The 21,358-nt window shown below is 66.7% G+C and carries 18 protein-coding genes; 10 read left to right on the forward strand and 8 right to left on the reverse strand.

The annotated features are described in order from the left end of the window. Positions 1–95: 95 nt before the first annotated feature. Positions 96–1,184, reverse strand: a complete 1,089-nt coding sequence (locus tag AB0F86_RS06870) for a LuxR C-terminal-related transcriptional regulator (protein ID WP_356982576.1) — start codon at positions 1,182–1,184, stop codon at positions 96–98. Positions 1,185–1,210: 26 nt separating this feature from the next. Then, positions 1,211–2,191 (reverse strand): AraC family transcriptional regulator, encoded by a 981-nt coding sequence (locus AB0F86_RS06875; RefSeq protein ID WP_356982577.1) that lies wholly within the window; start codon positions 2,189–2,191, stop codon positions 1,211–1,213. A gap of 189 nt (positions 2,192–2,380) precedes the next feature. On the opposite strand from AB0F86_RS06875, the gene AB0F86_RS06880 reads away from it, so the two are divergent. From AB0F86_RS06880 to AB0F86_RS06900, 5 genes are read left to right on the forward strand one after another with little or no spacing between them, the layout of a single operon-like run. Beyond that, positions 2,381–2,590, forward strand: a complete 210-nt coding sequence (locus AB0F86_RS06880) for a hypothetical protein (protein ID WP_356982578.1) — start codon at positions 2,381–2,383, stop codon at positions 2,588–2,590. 25 nt (positions 2,591–2,615) lie between these two features. After that, on the forward strand, positions 2,616–4,658 hold the full coding sequence (locus AB0F86_RS06885; protein ID WP_356982579.1) for a hydantoinase/oxoprolinase family protein: 2,043 nt from the start codon (positions 2,616–2,618) through the stop codon (positions 4,656–4,658). Position 4,659: 1 nt separating this feature from the next. Continuing rightward, positions 4,660–6,606 (forward strand): hydantoinase B/oxoprolinase family protein, encoded by a 1,947-nt coding sequence (locus AB0F86_RS06890; protein ID WP_356982580.1) that lies wholly within the window; start codon positions 4,660–4,662, stop codon positions 6,604–6,606. 28 nt (positions 6,607–6,634) lie between these two features. After that, positions 6,635–7,651, forward strand: coding sequence for an alcohol dehydrogenase catalytic domain-containing protein (locus AB0F86_RS06895; protein ID WP_356982581.1), 1,017 nt, complete (start codon positions 6,635–6,637; stop codon positions 7,649–7,651). A gap of 33 nt (positions 7,652–7,684) precedes the next feature. Then, positions 7,685–9,160 (forward strand): aldehyde dehydrogenase family protein, encoded by a 1,476-nt coding sequence (locus tag AB0F86_RS06900; RefSeq protein WP_356982583.1) that lies wholly within the window; start codon positions 7,685–7,687, stop codon positions 9,158–9,160. Between the two features lie 64 nt (positions 9,161–9,224). Here AB0F86_RS06900 and AB0F86_RS06905 read toward each other — a convergent pair whose 3' ends face one another. Together AB0F86_RS06905 and AB0F86_RS06910 are read right to left on the reverse strand one after the other, a co-directional pair. Further along, positions 9,225–10,535, reverse strand: coding sequence for an MFS transporter (locus tag AB0F86_RS06905; protein WP_356982585.1), 1,311 nt, complete (start codon positions 10,533–10,535; stop codon positions 9,225–9,227). Positions 10,536–10,610: 75 nt separating this feature from the next. After that, entirely contained in the window at positions 10,611–11,309 is a 699-nt protein-coding gene (locus AB0F86_RS06910; protein ID WP_356982586.1) for a hypothetical protein, read from the reverse strand. 413 nt (positions 11,310–11,722) lie between these two features. Here AB0F86_RS06910 and dctP point away from each other — a divergent pair, with 413 nt between their 5' ends. Genes dctP through AB0F86_RS06925 form a run of 3 tightly spaced genes read left to right on the forward strand, consistent with a single transcriptional unit; the run spans position 11,723 to position 14,711 of the window. Then, a complete protein-coding gene (gene dctP, locus AB0F86_RS06915) occupies positions 11,723–12,775 on the forward strand; it encodes a TRAP transporter substrate-binding protein DctP (protein ID WP_356982588.1) in 1,053 nt (350 codons plus the stop codon). After that, the gene (locus tag AB0F86_RS06920) at positions 12,772–13,431 is read left to right on the forward strand and encodes a TRAP transporter small permease (protein ID WP_356982590.1); all 660 of its coding nucleotides are present in this window, start codon (positions 12,772–12,774) and stop codon (positions 13,429–13,431) included. The genes dctP and AB0F86_RS06920 overlap by 4 nt, the downstream gene beginning before the upstream one ends. After that, the gene (locus AB0F86_RS06925) at positions 13,428–14,711 is read left to right on the forward strand and encodes a TRAP transporter large permease (protein WP_356982592.1); all 1,284 of its coding nucleotides are present in this window, start codon (positions 13,428–13,430) and stop codon (positions 14,709–14,711) included. Before AB0F86_RS06920 ends, AB0F86_RS06925 begins: the two co-directional genes overlap by 4 nt. 136 nt (positions 14,712–14,847) lie before the next feature. Here AB0F86_RS06925 and AB0F86_RS06930 read toward each other — a convergent pair whose 3' ends face one another. The 3 genes from AB0F86_RS06930 to AB0F86_RS06940 form a co-directional block, all read right to left on the reverse strand. Then, positions 14,848–15,837 (reverse strand): zinc-binding dehydrogenase, encoded by a 990-nt coding sequence (locus AB0F86_RS06930; protein WP_356982594.1) that lies wholly within the window; start codon positions 15,835–15,837, stop codon positions 14,848–14,850. Positions 15,838–15,921: 84 nt separating this feature from the next. Further along, complete coding sequence (locus AB0F86_RS06935) at positions 15,922–16,821, reverse strand: SDR family NAD(P)-dependent oxidoreductase (RefSeq protein ID WP_356982595.1); 900 nt, start codon at positions 16,819–16,821, stop codon at positions 15,922–15,924. 301 nt (positions 16,822–17,122) lie between these two features. Beyond that, complete coding sequence (locus AB0F86_RS06940; protein ID WP_356982597.1) at positions 17,123–17,851, reverse strand: alpha/beta fold hydrolase; 729 nt, start codon at positions 17,849–17,851, stop codon at positions 17,123–17,125. Positions 17,852–18,013: 162 nt separating this feature from the next. On the opposite strand from AB0F86_RS06940, the gene AB0F86_RS06945 reads away from it, so the two are divergent. Further along, positions 18,014–18,874 carry an SDR family NAD(P)-dependent oxidoreductase gene (locus AB0F86_RS06945; protein WP_356982599.1) on the forward strand — a complete coding sequence of 287 codons (861 nt, stop codon included), beginning with the start codon at positions 18,014–18,016 and terminating at the stop codon, positions 18,872–18,874. A gap of 1,126 nt (positions 18,875–20,000) precedes the next feature. Here the strand turns inward: AB0F86_RS06945 and AB0F86_RS06950 are convergent. Then, complete coding sequence (locus tag AB0F86_RS06950) at positions 20,001–20,165, reverse strand: hypothetical protein (protein ID WP_356982601.1); 165 nt, start codon at positions 20,163–20,165, stop codon at positions 20,001–20,003. 96 nt (positions 20,166–20,261) lie between these two features. On the opposite strand from AB0F86_RS06950, the gene AB0F86_RS06955 reads away from it, so the two are divergent. After that, positions 20,262–21,137 carry a nitrilase-related carbon-nitrogen hydrolase gene (locus tag AB0F86_RS06955; protein ID WP_356982602.1) on the forward strand — a complete coding sequence of 292 codons (876 nt, stop codon included), beginning with the start codon at positions 20,262–20,264 and terminating at the stop codon, positions 21,135–21,137. The last annotated feature ends 221 nt before the right edge of the window (positions 21,138–21,358 follow it).

A 21,358-nucleotide genomic window follows, 5' to 3' on the forward strand; every position in this document is an offset into this window, starting at 1 on the left:
CGCTCTATGTCACACGTCACTTTTCCGCTCGGCGGGCACGCCGACATCTGGCGCGGGTAGGACTTTCGTACGACCTTCGGCCGGTTCGGGATACATCAGGTGCGCAGCGACCCGGACGGGGCCGAGTTCCGCAACCAGATCGACACCGCTTCCGCCCGATTTGCGGCGCCCAGCTTGCGCAGCACACGGGTGATGTGGGTCTTGACCGTGCCCTCGGAGATGGTGAGCTTGCGGGCGATACGCGCATTGGAGTCACCCTCGGCGAGCAACCGGACGATCTGCACCTCCCGGCGGGTGAGAACTTCGTCCTCGTCACGGCTCACCGCGATCGATCGGGTGACAGTACGGCCCGGCGCCGACCACCTCCCCAAACCCTCGAGCTGGGCGCGGATCGCTGACATCCCCTCCAGCATCGACACGCGCGCCAGCTGCTGGCTCAGCCCCTGGGCGAAGGTGGACAGCAACAGTTGGTCGACGTCGTCGAGCACACGCTGCTGGTGATAGCAGTCCCCGTGCACGAGGCCGACCACCTCACCGTCGACAAGCAGCGGCGCGATCCCGTACGAGGAGGACTTGGTTATCGCCGCCAACGGCCGGTTGACTCGCGGATTGTCTTGCACCTGGTGCACGAGTACAGCGCGTGCATCGACGACCGTGTCGTTCTCGACCAGCCCGTGGTCGAGAATCGGCGGGTTCTCCCGTCCGACCGCGACGATGTCGGCCGCCCACTGCGGATCGCGGACGACATGCATCGTGTGCAACCGCCACGCGCCGTCCACCGTGGAGACCAACGCACGGTCGAACCCCAGCCCGCAGGTCGCCTCCGGGATCCGGGTGAGCAGCGAATCCACACTGGTCACCGCGCTCAGTTCCGACAGCGCGGCGTGCACCTTGCTCAGCCGCTGGGTCCGGTTCGCGAGCCGAAGCCGCGCCTGCATCGATTCCGCCGCCCTGATCCGGTCGAGCAGACCGATCAGTTCGGCCAGCCGGGTGGGCGAGGAGCCCGCGGCCTCGGTGTCGCGCAATGCGCGGGTGGTGACCAGGTCCCAGAGTGCGCCGAGGCTCTCTCCACCGGGGTCGAGCTGGTGCTCTATCGGATCCCGATCGAGCACGGCATCGGCGTGCTCGGCGATCTCGGCGATGGTGGCGTTCAGTTCGGCGACACTGCACTGATTCGATGCCATGTTCGGCTCCTGTCCTCCGCCCGCACTCAATCGAGGCCGGCCCGGCCCGCGGTTTCCGACGGCAGTTCACCGAACCGTTCGCGGTACTGCTGGGCGAAGCGGCCTAGATGGAAGAAGCCCCATCGCATCGCCACGTCGCTCACCGAAGCGGCTCGGCCGGAGGACAATTCGTCGCGCACCCGGTCCAGCCGCACCGAGCGGACGTAGGCGCTCGGCGACATGCCGACCGCGTCGCGGAATGCCAATTGCAGTGCCCGGGCGGTCACCCCGGCGCGGGCGGCGAGTTCGGCGGTCGAGATGTCGGCATCGGGATGCGCGTGGATGTAGGCGACGGCCTCGCGTACCCGCGTGTGTCCGATGCTCGGCGCGGAACCGGTGAGGATCGGGGTCAGCTGGCTCGGCGCGGTGAGCAGGATCTGGGTCATCAGCGTCGACTCGAGTTCACGGCAGGCCAACGGCATCGTCGCCACCCCGCCTTCGCGGGCCAATTCGTCGTAGACGAACCGGGTCGAGGCCAGCAGGGCGCGGCCGGCGGGGGTGTCGATGGGGAAGGTGAGGTCGAACAGGACCGGCTCGGTGTCGCGGCGGCCGAGCAGCCGAGCCGCGTGGCGTTCGAACGGCACGCGGCGCAGATTGATGTGATAGTGCGCGGCGTCGGCGCTCCAGCGAATGGACACCGGGGCGTCGTGCACGAAGGCCACGCCGGCCTCACCCGCGCCGAACGATCGGCGGGTGCCGTGTTGCGCCACGGTGCTCTGGCCGGCCACGGACAGATTCAGGTGATAGCACGTCTGCATCGGGGGTCCGTCGATGCGGGCATCGGTGCCATAGGCCATCCGGCCGACGGTCAGGCTCTGCGAGCGGACCGTCTCCAGGGCGAAGTCGATCCTGTGCCGCTCGTCGAGGACGAGTTCGTGGTGGGCGAAGGCGGCGGCCACGTGATCGTGTGCGGCGGCCGGATCTTCCGTACGAAAGGCGCTCACGCACGCCGCGGGTGCTGACGACAACGGCAGACCCTCCTTTCAGGCGTGATGGGTATCACATAATCAATATAATATACGTTCTGCGATTCCAGAGGTGCTTCGCTCGATGGACAGTGCACCTTCGCCGAGCGGATTGTGACCCAGGTCTCCCGATCCTACCGTCGTCCTCACGGCATCCCGGCCGCACATTCTTCGCCGTAGGAGGACCCAGCCATGGCTGACGCACCCACACCACTCGAGGTGGATCGCGAACCCCGCGACGGCGCCTGCCCACGATGTGGCGCCGCCGAACTGCGCGCGTACCCCGTCGTCGCCGAGCAGGGCTGGGTGCAGGTGGTCAAGTGCCAGCGCTGCCTGCACTCCGTGTCGCGGGAACCCTGGCACCGCCTCGGCCCCATCCAGCTGCTCGCCGACCTCGTCTGAGCACCGAATCACTTCAGGAGACACCATGATCGCAGTCGATGTGGGCGGCACGTTCACCGACGTCGTCGCCTGGCGCGACGGGCGGATCCACACCGCCAAGATTTCCACCGACTACGCCGAGGTCGCGGGCCCCGTCCTGCGCGGCGCGGAGGTGCTCGGCGTCGCCGACGCGGCGGTGTTCAACCACGCCAGCACGCACGGCCTCAACGCCGTGATCACCCGCCAGCTGCCCAAGATCGGCTTCCTGACCACCGAGGGCCACCGCGACATCCTCGACATGGGCCGGGTCTGGCGCCCGGCCGAAGCCATCCTCGACCCGCACTGGCGGCGCAGTTTCGGCGACGCCTCGCGGCCACTGGTGCAGCGCTACCTACGGCGCGGCATCCACGAGCGCATCACCGCCGACGGCGGTGTGCTGTTCGCCCTCGACGAGGACCAGGCAAGGACCGAACTCGAGGTGCTGCGCCGCTGCGAGGTCGCGGGCGTCGCGATCTGCCTGATCAACGCCTACGTCGATCCCGTGCACGAACTGCGGCTGCGTGAACTGGTGCGTGAGGTGCTCGGCGACGTGCCGTGCTCGATTTCGAGCGAGGTGTCGCCACTGGCCAAGGAATACGCCCGCGCCTCCACCACCGTGATCGACACGCTGATGAAGATCATCTACTCCGACTACACCGCGGGCCTGGAGAAGGGCCTGAGCGAACTCGGATTCGCCGGCCAGCTCAACTTCGCCGACTGCGCGGCGACCCTTGTGCCCTCGGCGCAGGCGATGGAGCAGCCGTTCCGCATCGTCTTCTCCGGCCCTGCCGCCGGAACCGTCGCGTGCGCGCACTTCGGCGCGCTCATCGAGGAGAACGACCTGCTGTGTGCCGACGTGGGCGGCACCTCGTGTGACATCAGCGTGGTCAGCGGTGGCGAACCGTTCGTCAACACCACCTTCGAACTCGAGCACGACCTCGTGGTCAATGCGCTGGCCAACGACATCTCCAGCATTGGTGCGGGCGGCGGCAGCATCGTGTCGATCGGTTCCGCGGGCGAGATCCAGGTCGGCCCCGACAGTGCGCGGGCACAGCCTGGACCGGCCTGTTACGGCCGTGGCGGCACCCAGCCGACAACGACCGACACCTGCCTGCTGATCGGGATCCTCGATGCGGACGACTTCGCGGGCGGCGAAGTGCAGCTCGACGCCGACGCGTCGCGGCGGGCCTTCGAGTCCCTCGACACCGAGCTGGATCTGGCGCACCGGGTTCGCTACGCCTACGAGATGGCGGTCAACAACATGGCCGAGGGCGTGTTCAACGTCGCCATCAAGAACGGTGTCGACCCCCGCGACTACAGCCTGGTCGCCTTCGGCGCCGCGGGCCCGATGCTGCTGCCCGCGGTACTCGACACCGTGCAGTGCAAGCAGGTGATCGTGCCGCCGAACCCCGGCCTGTTCTCCGCGGTCGGATTGCTTTCCACCGACCAGGTTTTCACGGTCGACCGCAGCGCCTACCTCATGCTGACGGGTGACGCCGCCCCCGCGATCGACAAGCTGTTCTCCGAGATGGAGGAACAGCTGCGGGCTCGCACGGGCGGGGGCTCGGTGCGAATCCTGCGCAGCATGGACGCGCACCTGGCCGGACAGAGCTGGGAGACCCCGTTCGTGCCCGTACCGAGCGGCACAATCGATGAGGCCGCCGTCGCCACCATGGTGTCGGCTTTCCACGACACCTACGAGGCCCGCTCGGGCAACCGCTTCGAGATCATGCCCGTCGAAGGCGTGACGTTCCGGGTGCGCGCGATCCTCGACACCCCCAAGGTCGAATACGCCGAGCTCCCGTCCCGTTCCGTGGGCGACGGTCCACTCACCCCTCGCCGCACCGTCACGCTGCGGTACCTGGGTGACCTCGACTCGGACGGTATCGGCGCCCAGCAGGCCCACGTCTACGACCGCACGAGCCTGCGCGCAGGCGATGTGCTCGACGGACCCGCCGTGGTCGAGGAAGAACTGTCAACCACTCATATCGGTGCGGGCCAGCAGGCCACCGTCGGTGTGTACGGCGAAATCGTGATCCGGAGGAAGTGACATGTCCAGTCCGACCATCCCCGCCGCCCCCCGGCTGCGCGACCTGTCCGACGCCCAGTTCCGCGAGCGCTACGGTGCCGACCGGTTCAGCGCCACCGTGATCACCAACCGGCTGCGCTACGCGGTCGAGCACATGTCCACGGGTTTCATGCGCGAGGCGTTCTCGCCGATCATCCGCGACTGGTACGACTTCGCCTGCACCATCAGCGGTCCTGCGAACAAGGGCTATCCGATGGCTGTGGTCAGCAACAGCCTGGTCGTGTTCCTCGGCACCATGGGTGACGCGGTCCGCAACGCCGTGGAGGAGTACGGGCCCGAGAACCTGCGACCCGGTGACGTGTTGATCTGCAACGACCCGTACCGAGGTGGCAGGCACGTGAACGATGTGGCGTTCACCCGCCCGGTGTTCGTCGACGGAGAGGTCGTCTCCTACGTCACCATGTGCGCGCACCAACTCGACATGGGTGGCACGGTGCCCGGCGGCTTCTCCGCGACCAAGAGCAACGTCTACGAGAACGGCCTCGTGATCCCGCCCATGCTGCTGTGGGCACAAGACGAACCGGTGCGCTCCACCTTCAGCCTGATCTTCGACAACACTCGCTGGGGCGGCATGCTGCTGCCCGACTTCAAGAGCATCTTCCAGCAGCTGAAGCTGGGGGAGCGGCTGATCCTGGAGAACATCGAAAGGTACGGTCTCGCAGCCTATCTCGGCACGTTGGACTATTCCTGCGACACCTCGGCCGAGCGCATGCGCGACGCGATCGCACTGGTACCCGACGGAGACTACGCGGGCTCGGCACTGATCGACGCCGACGGCCTCGACGACACCGTCGACTACACCGTGCGGGTGCTCGTGCGCAAGCGCGGCGAGGACATGGAGATCGACCTGTCCGGCACCTCGCCCCAGGCCAGGACCTGCATCAACTGCGGTGTGCTCGACGCCAAAACCGCTGTGGGCGTCGCCCTCACGATGCTGCTCGACCCGAAGGTGCCGTTCACCTCCGGCACCTGGCGCAACGTCGACCTCGCGGTGCCCCCGGGCACCATCGTCTCCTCGCTGCCACCCGACGGCGGCATCATGATGTTCTGGGAAGCCTCCGGCGCTGTGGCGTCGGCGATCTTCGACGCGCTCAACCCCGTCCTCGGCAAGCACGGTGTCGGTGGTGACTACGGCTCGACCAACACCCACAACGCCTCCGGCCTGCGGGCCGACGGCACGCCGTGGACCTCGGCCACCCAGTGCGGCGGCGAACACGGACCGTGGGGCGCAACGCATGTCGGCGACGGCGACAGCTACACCGTCCTGTTCACACTCAACAACCTCGACCCCGCGACCGAGACGATCGAACGCGAGTCGCCGGTGGTGCTGCTGCGCAAAGAACACGCCATCGACACCGGCGGCGCCGGCACCTTCCGCGGCGGCGCGGCCAATCTCAAGGACGCGCTGTGGCTCACCGCCGGCGCGCACTACCTGTCACCGTTTCGCACGAAACAGCCCTCCGGCGTCGGCGCCAACGGTGGACAGGCCGGGCCCACCGGAGCGATGTGGCTGTTCCCGCCGGGTGCGGACGGCGCGGCCCCCGGCCTGCTCGGCACTGACACACAGGTCTACGCCGAGAGCGTGCCGGTCGCCGGAGTCCTCGATCCGGAAACCAAGGCGCTGGACCCGGTGGACGGCCGCTACCACTACTTCGCCGCCGAACAGGTGTGGTCGACGGGACCGAACACGATCCTGCGTTGCCTCACCAACGGTGGTGGTGGATGGGGCGACCCGCTGCACCGTGATCCCGAACGGGTGCTCGCCGACGTCCGCAACGAGTACGTGAGCGTCGCGGGTGCCGCGCGCGACTACGGGGTCGTCGTCGAGGGCGACCCACATCTCGACCCCGAGGGACTGCGCATCGATCACGAGGCGACCGCGCGGCTGCGCGCCCGCCGCTGCGCCTGATTTGCTCGCACGAGACAGGAGAAAACTGATGAAGGGGATCTTGTTCCCGGGAGACGGCACCACGGTGCTGAAGGACTTCCCCGAGCCCGAACCGGGCTACGGCGAAGTCGTGGTGAAGATCCGCGCCTCGGGAATGTGCGGCTCCGACCTGCACTTCTACCACGGTGCTTTCGATTTCGACCACGCAGTGATCCAGGGTCACGAACCGTGCGGTGAGGTGTACGCGGTCGGCGACGGTGTCGACCCGGCCCGTTTCGCAGTCGGTGACCGCGTGATGATCCACCACTACTTCGGTTGCAACACCTGTCGCCGTTGTCGTGCGGGCTGGCCGCAGATGTGTGAGACCGCGCCGGGCAAGACCATGGCGGTGCACGTCAACGGCGGCCACACCTCCTTCGCCCTGGTGCCGACGGCGGCGCTGCTGCCGATGCCGGAAGGACTGTCGTTCAAGGCTGGCGCGGCCATCGGGTGCGGCACGGGTACGGCGTGGGGTGCGATCAAGCGTGCCGGTGGCGTTGCGGACACGACGACGGTGGTCTTCGGGCAAGGGCCTGTGGGCCTTTCGGCGACGATGTTCGCGGCGTCGATGGGGGCGCGGGTGATCGCCGTCGACGTCGACGACCGCCGCCTCGCCGAGAGCGAGCGGTTCGGTGCCGACATCGTCGTCAACTCTCGCGAGCAGTCCGTGGCCGAGGTCGTCGCCGAACACACCGGCGGCCGCAAGGCCGACGTCGTGCTGGAGACCTCGGGCCGGGCCGGTGAGGACGCCCTCTCCGTGCTCGGCACCTTCGGCCGGGCCGTGTTCATCGGCTTGCCCGGACACGTCGAGTTCACGACCCAGTCCGTCTACAAGAACCAGTGGACGCTGATGACGTCCTGGACCATGTCGACAATCGAACAGGCACGCTGCGCCGATTACGTCGTCGCGCACAACCTTCCGGTCGACGACCTGTATTCGCACACCTGGACCCTCGAGCAGGCAGAAGAGGCCTACCGATGGTTCGACAAGCAGGACGCGGGCAAGGGCGTCTTCCTTTTCGACTGACCCCCAAGCCCTTTCGTTGATTCGGAGAGATCTATGACCACCACCCATCCGGTGCCCGCGTTCGTCGGCACGGCCAAGCACAACCTGATCGGCGGACGCTGGGTGCCCGCCGCCTCGGGCGAGACCCTCGACGTCGTCAACCCCGCCACCGGCGCCACCATGGGCACCATCGCCGCGAGCGGCGCCGCCGATGTGGACTCCGCCGTCGCGGCCGCCCGCACCGCCTTCGAGGGCGAATGGAGCCGCTGGACCCCGCACCAGCGCCGCTCGCTGATCCTGCGCGTCCACGACCTGGTCCTCGAGCACTTCGAAGAACTCGCCACCATCGAGACCCTGGACATGGGCGCCCCGCTGACCCGCACGCGCGGCCTGCGCGAGTGGACCTCGCAGGTACTGCAGTTCTTCGCCTCGCAGGTCGACGCGGGCACGGCAAGCACTCCGCCGAACTCGCTGCCCGGTGACTTCCTGACCCTGCGCTACCGCGAACCGGTCGGGGTCGTCGGCGGGATCATCCCGTGGAACGGCCCGCTCATCGGCCTGTGGTGGATCTTCGGCCCGGCCCTGGCGACCGGCTGCACGGCCGTGCTCAAGCCCGCCGAGGACGCGTCACTGTCGGTGCTGCGGGTCGCCGAATTGCTCACCGAAGCAGGCGTTCCCGACGGTGTCGTCAACGTGGTCACCGGTTATGGCAAGGACGCGGGCGCGGCGTTGGCCGAGCACCCCGGTGTGGACCGCATCGCGTTCACCGGTTCGGTCGGTACCGCCCAGACCATCGTGCGCGCCTCGGCCGGGAACATGAAGCGGCTGCAACTCGAGCTCGGTGGCAAGTCGCCCGACATCGTCTTCGCCGACGCCGATCTGGACCTGGCGGTGCCGGGCGCGGCGATGGGTGTGTACACGAACAGCGGCCAGGTCTGTGTGGCCGGCACCCGCATCTTCGTGCAGCGTTCGATTCACGACGAATTCGTCTCGCGCATGGCCGAATTCACCAAGACGATCCGGGTGGGTGACGGCCTCGACCCGAACAGCCAACTGGGCCCGCTGATCTCGCAGCGTCAACTCGACCGGGTGCTGAACTACATCGACATCGGTTCCGGTGAGGCCGAATTGGTTAGCGGCGGTAAGCGGCTCGACGGCGACCGCGCATCGGGCTTCTTCGTCGAACCCACGGTGTTCGCCTTGGCCACCAACGAGATGACCATCGCGCAGGAGGAGATCTTCGGCCCGGTGGCGACGGTGATCCCGTTCGACGACACCGAGGAGGCGCTGCGCCTGGCCAACGCCACCCCGTACGGGCTGGCCGGTGGGGTCTGGACCAGGGATCTCAGCACTGCGCACAAGGTTTCGCGCGGCATCAACGCGGGCACCGTCTGGGTGAACTGCTACGGGATCCTCGACCCATCGGTCGGCTTCGGCGGAACGAAGATGAGCGGCTACGGCTGGAAGGGCGGCCGCGAACACGTGGAGAGTTACCTCTACCCGAAGGCCGTCTACATGAACCTGGGCTGAGCCGCCCAGCGAGAACGGCCGGGAGACGATGAAGTCTCCCGGCCGTTCTCCTGTTCGTCGAGGATCAGCGAGTCACGCGCAGCCGTTCCCGATCGCGGAGCGGATCGGCGAGGAACAACGCCGCCACCGCGGCGATCGCGCCCACCACACCGAGGCATTGGAAGGCGGCCGTATAACCGTCGACCTTGCTCGCCGAAGCGTCGACCACTATCCCCATCGACCACGGACCGATGATGCCGCCGATCGCCTGCAGCGCGAAGAAAGCACCGATCACCCCGGCGGTCTGACGCGGCGGGCACGTCGCGATGACCGCGGCATTGAGCAGCGGGAAGATCGCCACCACCAGGCCGTAGGCCACCGACACCGCGATCACCGCCAGCAGCGGCGACCCGAGCAGGGGCAGGCTCAGCAGCAGCACGCCGGCGATCATGACACCGACACACGGCACGACCACTCGCACCAGCCGGGTCGACAGGCCACGGCTCACGCCGCGGTCGCTGAGCCACGAGCCACCGACGAGCGTGGCGATCCCGACGAAACTCGGCGCGGCGAACAGTGTGCCCGACTCCAGTCGCGAATATCCGAGGCCCTGTTCGAAATACGAAGGCAGCCAGGTCAACACGACCGACATCAGCGCGTACGCGGTGATCGCGACGACGACCGCCGAGACGAAGGTCTTCGACGTCAGCAGCCGCCGCCACGGCACCGCGGGTTCGGTCGTGGCGTCCTGGGTCGCGGCATGCTTGCCACCCACCTGATACGGACCCGGTCGCCAGGTCAGCAGCCACGGGACGCACCACAGGGCGGTCGCCGCGGCGAGCACGATGATCGCCGCGCGCCAGCCGTACTCCGCGACAACCAGCGCCAACAGGGGAACGACGGCCATCTTGGCCAGCATGCTGCCGGTGAGAATGAGCCCACTGGGTAAGCCCCGCTTGTTCGGCGGGTGCCACGAGTACGCCGCGGTGTGCAGCAGCGCCGAGGTCGGCCCTTCCGTGAATCCGAGCAGCATCCGGCTCAGCAGCAGCACGGCGAAGGTCGCCCACACCACCAGCGGCAGCATGACCAGACCCCAGAGCACTGCGATCAACGCGATCGACCACCGCAGGGCCAGGAGCTTGTTGATCGGTCCGGCAAGGAATCCGCCCACGGTGAAGGCGAGGAAGAACAGGCTGCCCGTGAACCCGATCTGCGAGGCGCTCAGGCCGAGATCCTCGCGCAGCGGCTGGGCGATGAGCCCGAACACCGCCTTGTCGGAGGCGTTGAGGAGGTAGAGCACCACCAACATCCCGGTCAGACCCCACCCGGTTATCCCGGGACCTGGATCCGGTGGGGGTGTGGCGGGCGAGGATTGCTCTTGCGCGAGTTGTGTCACGTGCATGTCCTTCGGAGGTTCGGGGTCGCTGCTCGGCACCAGGTGGGCGGCCCGGATGAACCGCCCACCGGCCGTCTATTTCTGGGTGGGGAAGGGGGCGTTGACCGTGTCCTGGTACTGGATGACGGCCGCGATCGCCACCGGAGCGCCGACCAGGATCGCGCCGGTCAGCACACCGATCGGGGCCAGGGCGGCGGCGCCGATGAGGCAACCGGCCAGCGGGCCCGCACCGAACAGCAACGCCAGGGGCCCGGTGGCGACACCGGCAGTCACGCCGCCGAGCAGACAGCCGATCGTGCCCGCGCCGACCGCCCCGACCAGGGCACCGACCGCCGCACCCATCGAGATGGTCGAGGTCATCCGCGACCAGGCGGCCTGCTCACGGTCATACGGGGATTTCCACGGTGCCTGTTCCTGGTGGGGGAGCGCGACGGGTCGGTAGTGGGCGCGGGCGGGATCGAGCACCGGGGTCAGGCGCGCGGTGTCGCCGGTGATGGCCACGTCGATCGGAAAGGCGATGTCGTCGACGTTGAACTCGAGCGGCACGCCGGCCAGGATCTCGCCGCGGTCGGACCGGATCTGGAACTGACCGTTGTCCACGATGAGCGCGCCGTGCTCGATCTCGATGACGGCCGCGGTTCCGTCCTTGTACGCGGTGTAGTTCACGCCGGGGACGATGTCGACGCTGAGGGGGTCGGCGGCAGCGACGGTCGAGGTCAGGACCAGGGCGCTGAGCGTGGCGGCACAGACGCCTGCCAGACGGTTGGGTTTCATAGTGCTCCTCGGGAAGAGTTGGGAGTGCTGACGCGACTGCCACCGATGTCGGGTAACGGGATGCTTGCTGGCGGGCAGGATCTGCCGCCGGACAGCGCGAGATCTGCGACGGATCACTCGGGATCGGAGCAGAAAACATAATATATTCGCTGAGCGAGATTGCGGATCGGGTTTTCGAGATTTTCACCCGAACAGGAACTTCGGCGCCGGTTCGGCCGAATCACCAGTGACGCGTCACACTTCTTGATACGGTGCTTTATATATTATGCGGAACTGTGGTGCAGGCCACCCCTGATGAAGACGGAGACCAGCGTGGGTTTCAAGCATCGAGCCACCCCAACCGAGAGCGATCCGGCAGCGCCGGCCACCTCACTTCGACGGCTGCCCGGAGCTTGCTCGGGTGGTGGCAAGCCATGACGCATCGTCCGAAAGCGGCGCTGGCAGCGCTGGCCGCGATCCTGGTCGCCACCGTCGGCTGTGGTTCGGCGGAACATGGCTCCGACGACGGCATCACGCTGGTAGTGGCAGATGGATTCTCCGGCGGCCATCCCGTGAGCAAGGGCGGCTCCGCGCCGTTTTTCGCTTATCTGCGTGAGCACGGTCCCGAGGTCGGCCTGCACCTGGACTACTACGGTGCCGGGCAACTGGGCAAGACACAGGAAATGCTCACCCTCGTCCGAACCCGCGCGGTGGACATGGGATTCGTCCTGCCGGCCTACCTGGCCGACGAGTTGCCACTGACCGGCGTGGGTGATCTTCCGGGGCTGACCGATGACCCGTGCACGACAGTTCAGGTGCTCGATCCCTTGGTCAAACCCGGCGGGATCATCTACGACAAGGAGATCGAGCAGCGCGGTGTCGTGCCACTGTGGGGTGCTGCCGTCTCCGGGATCGAGGTCTTCACCGCCGACCGCCGCGCCACCCGACCCGAGGACCTCGCCGGCCTGCTGGTGCGCTCGCCCGGTGGCGTGGGTGACCGGGTCGCGAAAGGCCTTGGGGTGGCCCCGGTCTCGTTGCCGGTCGGCGACATGTATGAGGCGCTCTCGCGTGGAACGATCGATGGTGCGCTGTTGCCGCGCTACGCCGTGCTCTCCTACAGCTTCCAGGAGGTGCTGCGGTACGGAACGCTGCGGGCGAATCTGGGCTCGAGCAGCATCTGGTTCACCATGAACGCCGATGCCTGGGCCGAGCTCGACGACGCGCAACGACGGGTGGTGCAGGCGGCCGCCGAAGTGGCGCGCGCCGGAGCCTGCACGTCGATCGCCGCCGCCGACGCGAAGGCCGTCGACGCGATGCGGGCGGCCGGAATCCAATTCGACGAGGTCAGCCCACAGACGCGCCCACAGTGGGACGCCGCGCTCGCGAGCGTGCGCGCCGAATGGGTTCGCGACCTGGAATCAGCGGGCCTGGACGCCCGCGAGATTCTCGACGCGATCGAAGCCAGGGTCGGGGGAGCGGCGAAATGAGCATCGTTCACCCCTTCCGGCACGGCACCGCCCAGCGCACCATGTTCGGTTATCGCACCGAACAACACCCCGGACTGGATCGCGTCCAGAACGGCATCTCGGCGGTCTGCGGCGTCATCGCCGGAATCGCGATCGTCGCGATCGTCGCGTTGACGCTCGTCGACGTGGTCCTGCGTACCTTCTTCTCCGTCACATTGGGTTGGGCGGTCGCGTTCATCGAGATGTACCTGCTCACCATCGTCGCCTTCTTCGGGCTGGTGACCGCCTACCGCAGCGGCGCCCACGTCGCCGTGACCAGCCTCTTCTACCGGCTGGGGGTGCGGCTGCGGAAAGTCCTGCTGATCCTGGCCTACCTGGTGCTGCTCATCGGTATGGGCGCGCTGCTCACCGCCGGTATCGAAGGCCTGGTGTTCGCGATCGCCATCGACGAAGGACCGATCCGCGGGTCGTCGGAACTGCTCATACCCGGTTGGGTCATGCGCGCGATTCTGCCTGTCTCGATGGTCCTCGGCATGATCGTGGTGCTCATCGATCTCATCCGCGAGCTGATCGCGCCGTGGACAATCCTCGCCACCGACTACGACCCAGGCGACACCACTGAAACCCCGGCGGCTACAAGCCGTTCCGGTACCGACATCGCGGGAGGTGCGCGATGATCGCGCTTGTCATGGCAGTGCTGCTGATCGCGCTGATCGCCGTCCGGGTGCCGGTGTCGTTCGCGATTCTCGGCGCCGGTCTGGCGGGCTTGGCGCTGCAGTTGTCGGTCGGGGCCGGACTCGGTGTCCTCGAGGCGGTACCGGTGGGATCGGTGCAGTCGCTGTCCCTGTCGGCGATTCCGCTGTTCATCCTGATGGCACATCTGATGCTGATGTCGGGAATGATGGACTCGCTGTTCAATGCCGGGCGCACGATGTTCGGCCGGATCCCCGGCGGCACCGGAATCGCTTCCACCGCAGCGGGAGTCGGTTTCGCGGCCATCTCCGGTTCGTCGACTGCCGCCGCGGCGACGCTCGCCGAGACGACCAGCAAACGCATGATCGACGAGGGATACCGCCCGACCACCGCCACGGGCATCGTGGCCTCGGTCGGCACGCTCGGCGGCATGATCCCGCCCAGTGTCATCCTCGTGTTCTATGCCGTCACCGCGGAAACCAGTGTGGGGGACATGATCGTCGCCGGCCTGGTTCCGGGGCTGATCATCGCCGCGGCGCTGCTGGCGGCCATGCTGCTGCCCGCCCTGCGCGACCCGTCGAGGATGCCCCGGGGCGAACGGTCTTCCTGGCTCACCAAGATCAAGGCACTGCTCGACGCGTTGCCGATGCTCGTCGTTTTCCTGGCGGTCGTGGGGCTGATCTACTTCGGCATCGTCACACCGACCGAATCAGCGGCCATCGGCTGCCTGGTCGCGGCACTGCTTGTCGCGGTGCACGGACGGATGACGGTGACGGGGCTCGTCGACGCGGTGATCGATTCGGTCAAGTCCAGTGCGATGATCTTCGCCATCGTCATCGCGGCCCACGTGTTCGGCTACGCGTTCGCGCAGACGAAGGTCGCCGGCTCGATGGTCACCTGGATCGAAGGTCTGCCGATACCAGCGATCGCGATCATGCTCGCGTTGCTCGTCATGTACATCGTGCTCGGCTTCTTCATGGACCAGGTCGCGATCATCGCCCTCACCGTGCCCATCGTGCTGCCGCTGGTAGAAACGCTCGGCTACGACGTGATCTGGTTCGGTGTGTTCGTCGTGCTCATGGGCGAGATCGGCCTGATCTCCCCTCCACTTGGACTGAACGTCTTCGTCGTCGCGCGGGCGACCGGCCGCGACACCGTCGAAGTGTTCAGGGGTGCCGCGCCCTACGCGGTCGCCATGGTGATCGTCGCCATCGGCTTCATCCTGTGGCCCGATGTCGTGACCTGGCTACCGGATTCGCGATAGCTGGTCAGTGTCGCCGGCTGCCGGAGGCACGGATGTCGGGAAGTGAGCGCAGGCCGGCAGGTCGACTTCGATGCCGCGCCTGCGCTCACGAGCCGATGATCACGACGGCAAATCGAAACCGGGGCGAACGTGCTTATCAGTTCCCCATGACCAGCACGATCTTTCCGACTGCTTCGCCGGATCGCAGCCGATCGGCGGCTGCCTTGCCCTGTGTCAGGCCCAGGGTGCTGTCGATCACCGGTCGGATCTGCCCGCGAGCGACGGCCGGGATCACCTCGGGCAGGAGCGCGGCGATGACGTCGGCCATCTCCTGGTCGCGGGTGAAGCCGAATGAGACTCCATGAACCGTGAGATGCCGATAGGACAGGGCGTCGAGGTCGATGGTGGAGGCCGGGCCGGCGAGGCGGCCGATATTGACGACGTGACCGTCGATCTTGGTCGCGGGAAGGCATCGGGCGAAGGTCTGGCCTCCGATGTGGTCGAGAACTACGTCGACGCCCTGCCCGTCGGTGGCATCGAGCGTGGCTTCGGTGAGGTCTTGCTCGTCGGTCACGATGACCGTGTCGACCCCCGCCTCCTGCAGTAGCTCGCGTTTCGCGGCGCTACGGGTGGTGCCGATGACCTGAGCAGCGCCCAGGGCTTTGGCCAACTGGGCCCCGATGAGTCCTATGCCGGTGGAAGCGCCGGTGATGAGCACGCTCTGTCCGGCAGTGAATCCCGCAGCGGTGAGTGCGCCGTGTTCGGTGAGCAGACCGGTCGGCAGCGCGCACGCCACGGGCGGATCGAGATCGCCGGGGCGGGGCAGGACGAAGCGTTGATCGGCGACGACGTATTCGGCGAACGACGACGGAATCGAACCCATCACCGGATCGCCGACCTGCCACCCGTCCACGCCGTCGCCGAGCGCGGCTACCTCACCGGCGTATTCGAAACCGGCGATGAATTGGTTGCCGTGTCCGCCGTGAGTCGGGTCCGCGGCGGCGAGCATCGGCAGGTCGGCGTTGTTGGTGGCGGCGGCCCGATTGCGCACCAGGATCTGACCTGCTGCGGGCTGCGGGCGCGGAACTTCTCGTAGTACCCAGTCGGGGCCGATTCCGGAAACGAGTGCGCGCATCGTGTCGGTCAAGCGTGCTCCTGGCGATAGCTGGGTCAGCGGTGCCCGACAGACCCGGCCGGGGTGAGGTCGATGCCCACCCCGGCCTGGTGAGGATCAGTTGAACAAGTCGAGAAGCGAACCCTCGTTCTCGGTGCCGATGATTCCGACCGGCTTGCTGCTGCCATCATCCAGGATGGCGTCGAGGTTCGCCTGGATGTCCTCCGGCGTGGCCTCGGGGTTCGTATAACCATCGTTCATCGTGAGCGCGAAGCGCTGCATCAGCCCACCCTGGCTCAGCAGAGTCTCGCCGGTGATGGAACAGTTCGCGTGCGCGAGGTAGGCGACCGTCGGGGACACCATTTCGGTGGTCATCGTCGTCTCGAGCTTCCTCTTGAGCTCATCGGGAATCTCCGCCTCCGCCGCCATTCGCGTGTATGCGGTGGGGGCGACCGCGTTCACGCGGATGCCGACCGCGAGCGCCTCCATGGCGAGAGTGCGGGTGAACGAGAAGACCGCACCCTTCGAGGCCACGTAGGCGCTCTGCTGTTCGAAGCCGACCAGTGTCGGCGAAGCGGTGTTGACCACTCGCCCCGCGCCCGACGCGATGAGATGCGGCCAGGCGGCGGCCGTCACGGCCGCGGTCCCGAGGAAGTTGACCTCGATGTGCTGCCGGATCCCTTCGATCGCCTCCGGTCCGAAAGGCGTCATGTGGTTGATGCCGGCATTGTTCACGAGGATATCGAGACGCCCGAATGCCTCGATCGCGGTCTGCACGATCGACTCGGCTCCGGTGGTCACACTGTCGTGGTTCGCCACCGCATTTCCACCCGCCGCGATGATCTCGGAGACCACGTCGTCGGCCGGAGAGGTATCGGATCCTTGCCCGGCGGCAGAAGATCCGAAGTCGTTGACTACGACCGATGCTCCCCGTGAGGCCAGCAGCAGCGCGTGCGAACGGCCGAGCCCCCGGCCGCCGCCCGTGACGATGGCGACCTTCCCGTCGAAACGCAACATGGTCTCTCACTTCCCTCCATGCATGGCATGGACGCAGGTCGACGGATCGCGGAACAACCCGTCTGAACTAAAATATATTTAATAGTATATGTCGACCTAAGTGAGATGGCGCAAGGATCAGGTGAAATCGGCCGACACGACGGGCGATGACCTGGTCGGCGCGGCTCGAACGGGCGACCTACCGAATCGGTTAGGGTCGGGCTGCCCCTCGACGTGGCGGCGCCGTGTGGGTTCTCGGGGAAGGTTCGTCTCGACCGGCTTCCCGGTCGAGGCGAACCGCGAAGTTCGAGGTGGGCGTCACCTATCGGCCGCCGACATGGCATCCCGGACGGCAGGTGCTCCGTCGCCGATGTTCGAGCCGTCGTGACACCTGGCGCGACCCTCCGGGGATCTGCTGCGTCGACATGAACGGTTCCGTCTCCCCGGCGAGGAAGTCGACGATTGTTTCGGAGACGGCTCGCTGCACCGGCTCGTGGAGCAGATCGTGCCCCGCATCGGATACCTCCCGCAGGATGACCGTCGGCCGATCTGCGCACCATGTCCTGATCGGGTCGATCTTGGCCCGCCGATCCTCGCGCCCATGCAGGACGAGTGTGGGGACATTCGGTGCTGGAATGGCGAGGGTATGAGCCTGTTCCGGGGTTCCGGTGAGGACTACCCGCGAAACATCCTGCACCTCGACGGAGCCGGACTGCATGGCGATGAGCGCCGTTCCCGCACCCAGGGAGTGTCCGACCAGTGCCAGCGAGCCGTAAGGGTCTGCCGATCGGGCACGAGCCATCAACTGCACTGCCGCAGTAGCCAATTCGTCGACCGGGGGGACCCCGTCGAATTCGCCCTCGCTCAATCCATGACCCATGTGGTCGATGCCCCAGACATCGATGTGGTGCCGGTTCAGGAACCTGGCGAACCGGTGGTAGTCCGCGCTCTGCTGCCCGAGGCCGTGGAGAAGCACCACGGTCGTCCGTGGTCGCGCTGTCCGCCAGCGTCGGTAGTGCACCAGCCCGCTTGGTCCATCGAAGAAGAGCACAACAGAAGTGTGTCAGAAGTAAGTGGAGCCTTACCTGTGGGACGCCTCACATCGGTCCAGCCCTTTCGCTGCCCGGCCCCTGGGCCGCGCCCAATATGCGCGAATGAGAAATGAAATATATTGTGTAGCAACGGGGTTTGTTGCGCACATCTGGAGGGGAACATGCAGGGATCAGATCTGACAGGGAAAACCATCGTGGTGACAGGGGCGAGCGCGGGTATCGGCTCCGCGGCCGCCGCGAAACTGGCCGCGCGCGGCGCCGATGTCGCAGTTGTCGGTCGCTCGCCGGAGCGGACTGCCGCGGTGGCGGCGCGCATCGGAGGCACGGCGTTCACGGCCGACTTCACCTGCTTGGACGATGTCCGCATGCTCGCCACGCGATTGCTCGATCGTTACGACAGGATCGACGCGCTCCTCAACAACGCGGGTGGATCCTGGCCTGGACGCACGGCTACTGTCGACGGCAACGAGTCGACCTTCCAGGTCAACCACCTCGCCGGGTTTCTCCTCACGAACCTGCTGCGTGAACGGTTGGTGATGTCGCGGGCGCGGGTCGTGAACACCTCGAGTTCGGACCACCGCTTCGCCCGATTGCGGCTGGATCGCGTGAACGCGGTCACCGGGCCGTTCAACCAGATCACCGCCTACGCCGACACCAAGATGGCGAATATTCTGTTCACACGAGAATTGGCGCGCCGCACCGCGGGCACCGGTCTGACAACCGCAGCAGTCAATCCGGGCCCCGTGCTCACCGGTGCCTGGGACAACGGGCCGTACAAGATGGGCGCGATCGTCCGGTCGCGTCCGGTACGGAAACTGCTCCTCAGCCCAGAGCGCGGTGCCGATCCACTGGTGTACTTGACAGCGGAAGCGGGCTGGATCAACGGTGCCTACTTCGAACGACATGTCCCCTGGCGTTCGTTCCGAAAGCAGGCGGTAGATCTCGAGTTGGCCGCACAGCTGTGGGCCTATTCGGAAGAGCTGACCGGCCTCCATGGCCGATGCGCTGTCGCCATGGACTGACCCGACAGGTCATCGGCCATTGAGCGAGCAGGTCGTCCGTCGCATTGCGTGCGTCGACGGAGACTTCACAGGCTGGTCCGATTTCTGCATGGAGACCAGCTTCAAAAGTGGCGACCTATTCGGCGAGTTTGTGATCTCGATCGATTGATGCCTTTGCAGCATCGGGCTCAATGATCCGCTGATGCTGTCAGCCTTCTCGGGACTCTCTCAGATAGAACCGTAATGAACCCCCACGGGCTCCTGCCTGCGGTTTCGCGACTCGCACGGCTCGAAGACAGTTGTGACCTACATCTATATATGCAGGTCAAAGGGGTAAATCAATAAAAAGCGTTGTGTCCGGAGGGGTATTCGACCACTATGCACACCGCCTGATTCGGCGGACGTCGTTGGTGCTGGACTGATGGCGGGATCGTCATGAAGCTCTTCTGATCCAGCGGTCTGATCTACTCCGCCAACCGCCCGCTCGAGGAAGGGCGGTTGGCGGAGATTTGAACCTGCGACCACTTGTCGCCGGTTCAAGTCGTCCCGAAGCCACCCGAAAGTACCCAAAACTACTGGTAGAACAGAACTGTGGCGCACGCTGCAGTCTGGTTGCTTCCTGTCGCTTCCCGCTGTTTCCGGTCATTTCTGTGTGATTGATGTGTGTTGGGTCGAGTACCGCGGACGCGGCTTTGCTGGGCTTTCGCGAAGTCGTCAACTGCGCCCGTGCTCGGCCGGTGTCGTGACGATGCACCGGCAGGCTGCTCGACGGACGGCTAGGGTGCTGTGACTTGCGGTGTGACGGTGACTGCTGAGGGCGCGTGATGAGGTGGTGTGTATGTGGAACCGGATACTGGTCTGCCGTGTTGGTGATTTCGGCCTCGGTGCGGTCGAAAGTGAATGAAATTTGGGTGGTTGGTCTGCAAACGCCCTGGTCAAGTAGTGTCCTCCCCGCGCGAGCGGGGATGATCCGCGCATCGGCATCGTCGCGGACGCCGACGATGGGTGTCGGCCACGCACCCAGGTAGTAGCACTCTGGTTCGGATGGAATCTTTCGCAGCTGCGGTCCGTGCGGGAGTACATGCCGATCCGTCGATCGAGTGGCGCGCGCCCGCGTCCATTCTCGACGTCCTCGAAAGCGCCGCGATCAGGACTTGCGGAACTCGGTTGTGCGGTGGCGGCGGTGCAGCTCGCCGATCGCGGTGCCGTCGGCGGTGTTGAACGCGGCGAGCAGGGTCGTGGTGCCGCGACGTGCGTAGGCGTTCCAGATCCCAGCACTTGCGTGTGCTGCGCGATCTATCGGAGGCGGCAACTCGGGTGATTGTGATCTCAGCTGTCGGTGCGTGAGGACCGGCGGTATCGCGTGTCCCTTCTTGTGAAGGTGTCACAGCTGGATCGAGGAGAGACGATGACGAGCAGGGTGCGAGTGGCGGCTGTGCAGGCCGAGCCTCGGTGGCTGGATGTGGCCGCCGGCGTCGACCAGGTCATCACGTTGGTCGAGGCCGCGTCGGAGCAGGGCGCCCGGTTGGTCGCCTTCCCCGAGACATTCATACCCGGTTTCCCATGGTGGATGTGGTTGCGCGCGGTCGAGTGGGACGGCGACATCCTCGCCAGGTACCACGCCAATTCGATGACCGTCGACGGCCCCGAGCTGCGCGCGATCCGCTACGCCGCACGCCGCCGAGGCATCCACGTCGGCCTCGGCTTCTCCGAGCGAGCCGGGAACCGCGTGTTCATGTCCCAGGCGCTGATCGACGATCAGGGCGACATCACCGTCTCCCGGAAGATGCTGCCCACCGCCCTGGAACGCAGCGTGTTCGGCACGGCGGACGGGCCCGCGCTGCTGCGTGAAACCGCACTCGGCACGATCGGGGCGCTCGGTGGCACCGACCATTTCCTGTCCGGCGCGTGCGGGGCGATGCAGCGGGCGGGCGAGCACATCCATCTGGCGTCCTGGCCCGGATTCACGTTCTGCCGCGGTGACACTCGGATCGACGCGGCGGACCTGAGCACCGCTGCCAGCCGCCTGTACGCGCGGGCGGCTCGCAGCTACCTGCTGGCCCCGACTGCGGTAGTCCCGGTGCGCGGATGGCAGGCAGCGGCGGAGGGCCGCGCTGACGTGCTGCACGGGGGTAGCGGTGTCGCCCGGATTCTCGGCCCCGACGGTCACGACCTCGCGATCCCGATGGATCCCGACCAGGAAGGGCTGCTCGTCGCCGACCTCGTCGTCGCCACCGCGCGCTATCGCCCCGCCTTGCCGTGCGCCGACCGCGCGCTCGCCTGACAACTCCGCGACACACCCCACGGTCCGCGCGCCTCGGTGCGACGACGAACACTAGGAAGCTGTCATGGTCGGCCTCGGATGCGACCGACGACTACCGATAACTTCCGGGTCGGACTGCAGCACCGTCCATCCATGCGGCGGGTGGCACTGGCACAGGGGTAGAGATCGGTGCGCGAGACCGGCCCGATGAACCCGCGAGGCCGGTCGATCGGGGAGGTCGC

It is taken from the genome of Nocardia sp. NPDC023733, assembly GCF_040639775.1.
Lineage (GTDB): Bacteria > Actinomycetota > Actinomycetes > Mycobacteriales > Mycobacteriaceae > Nocardia > Nocardia rosealba.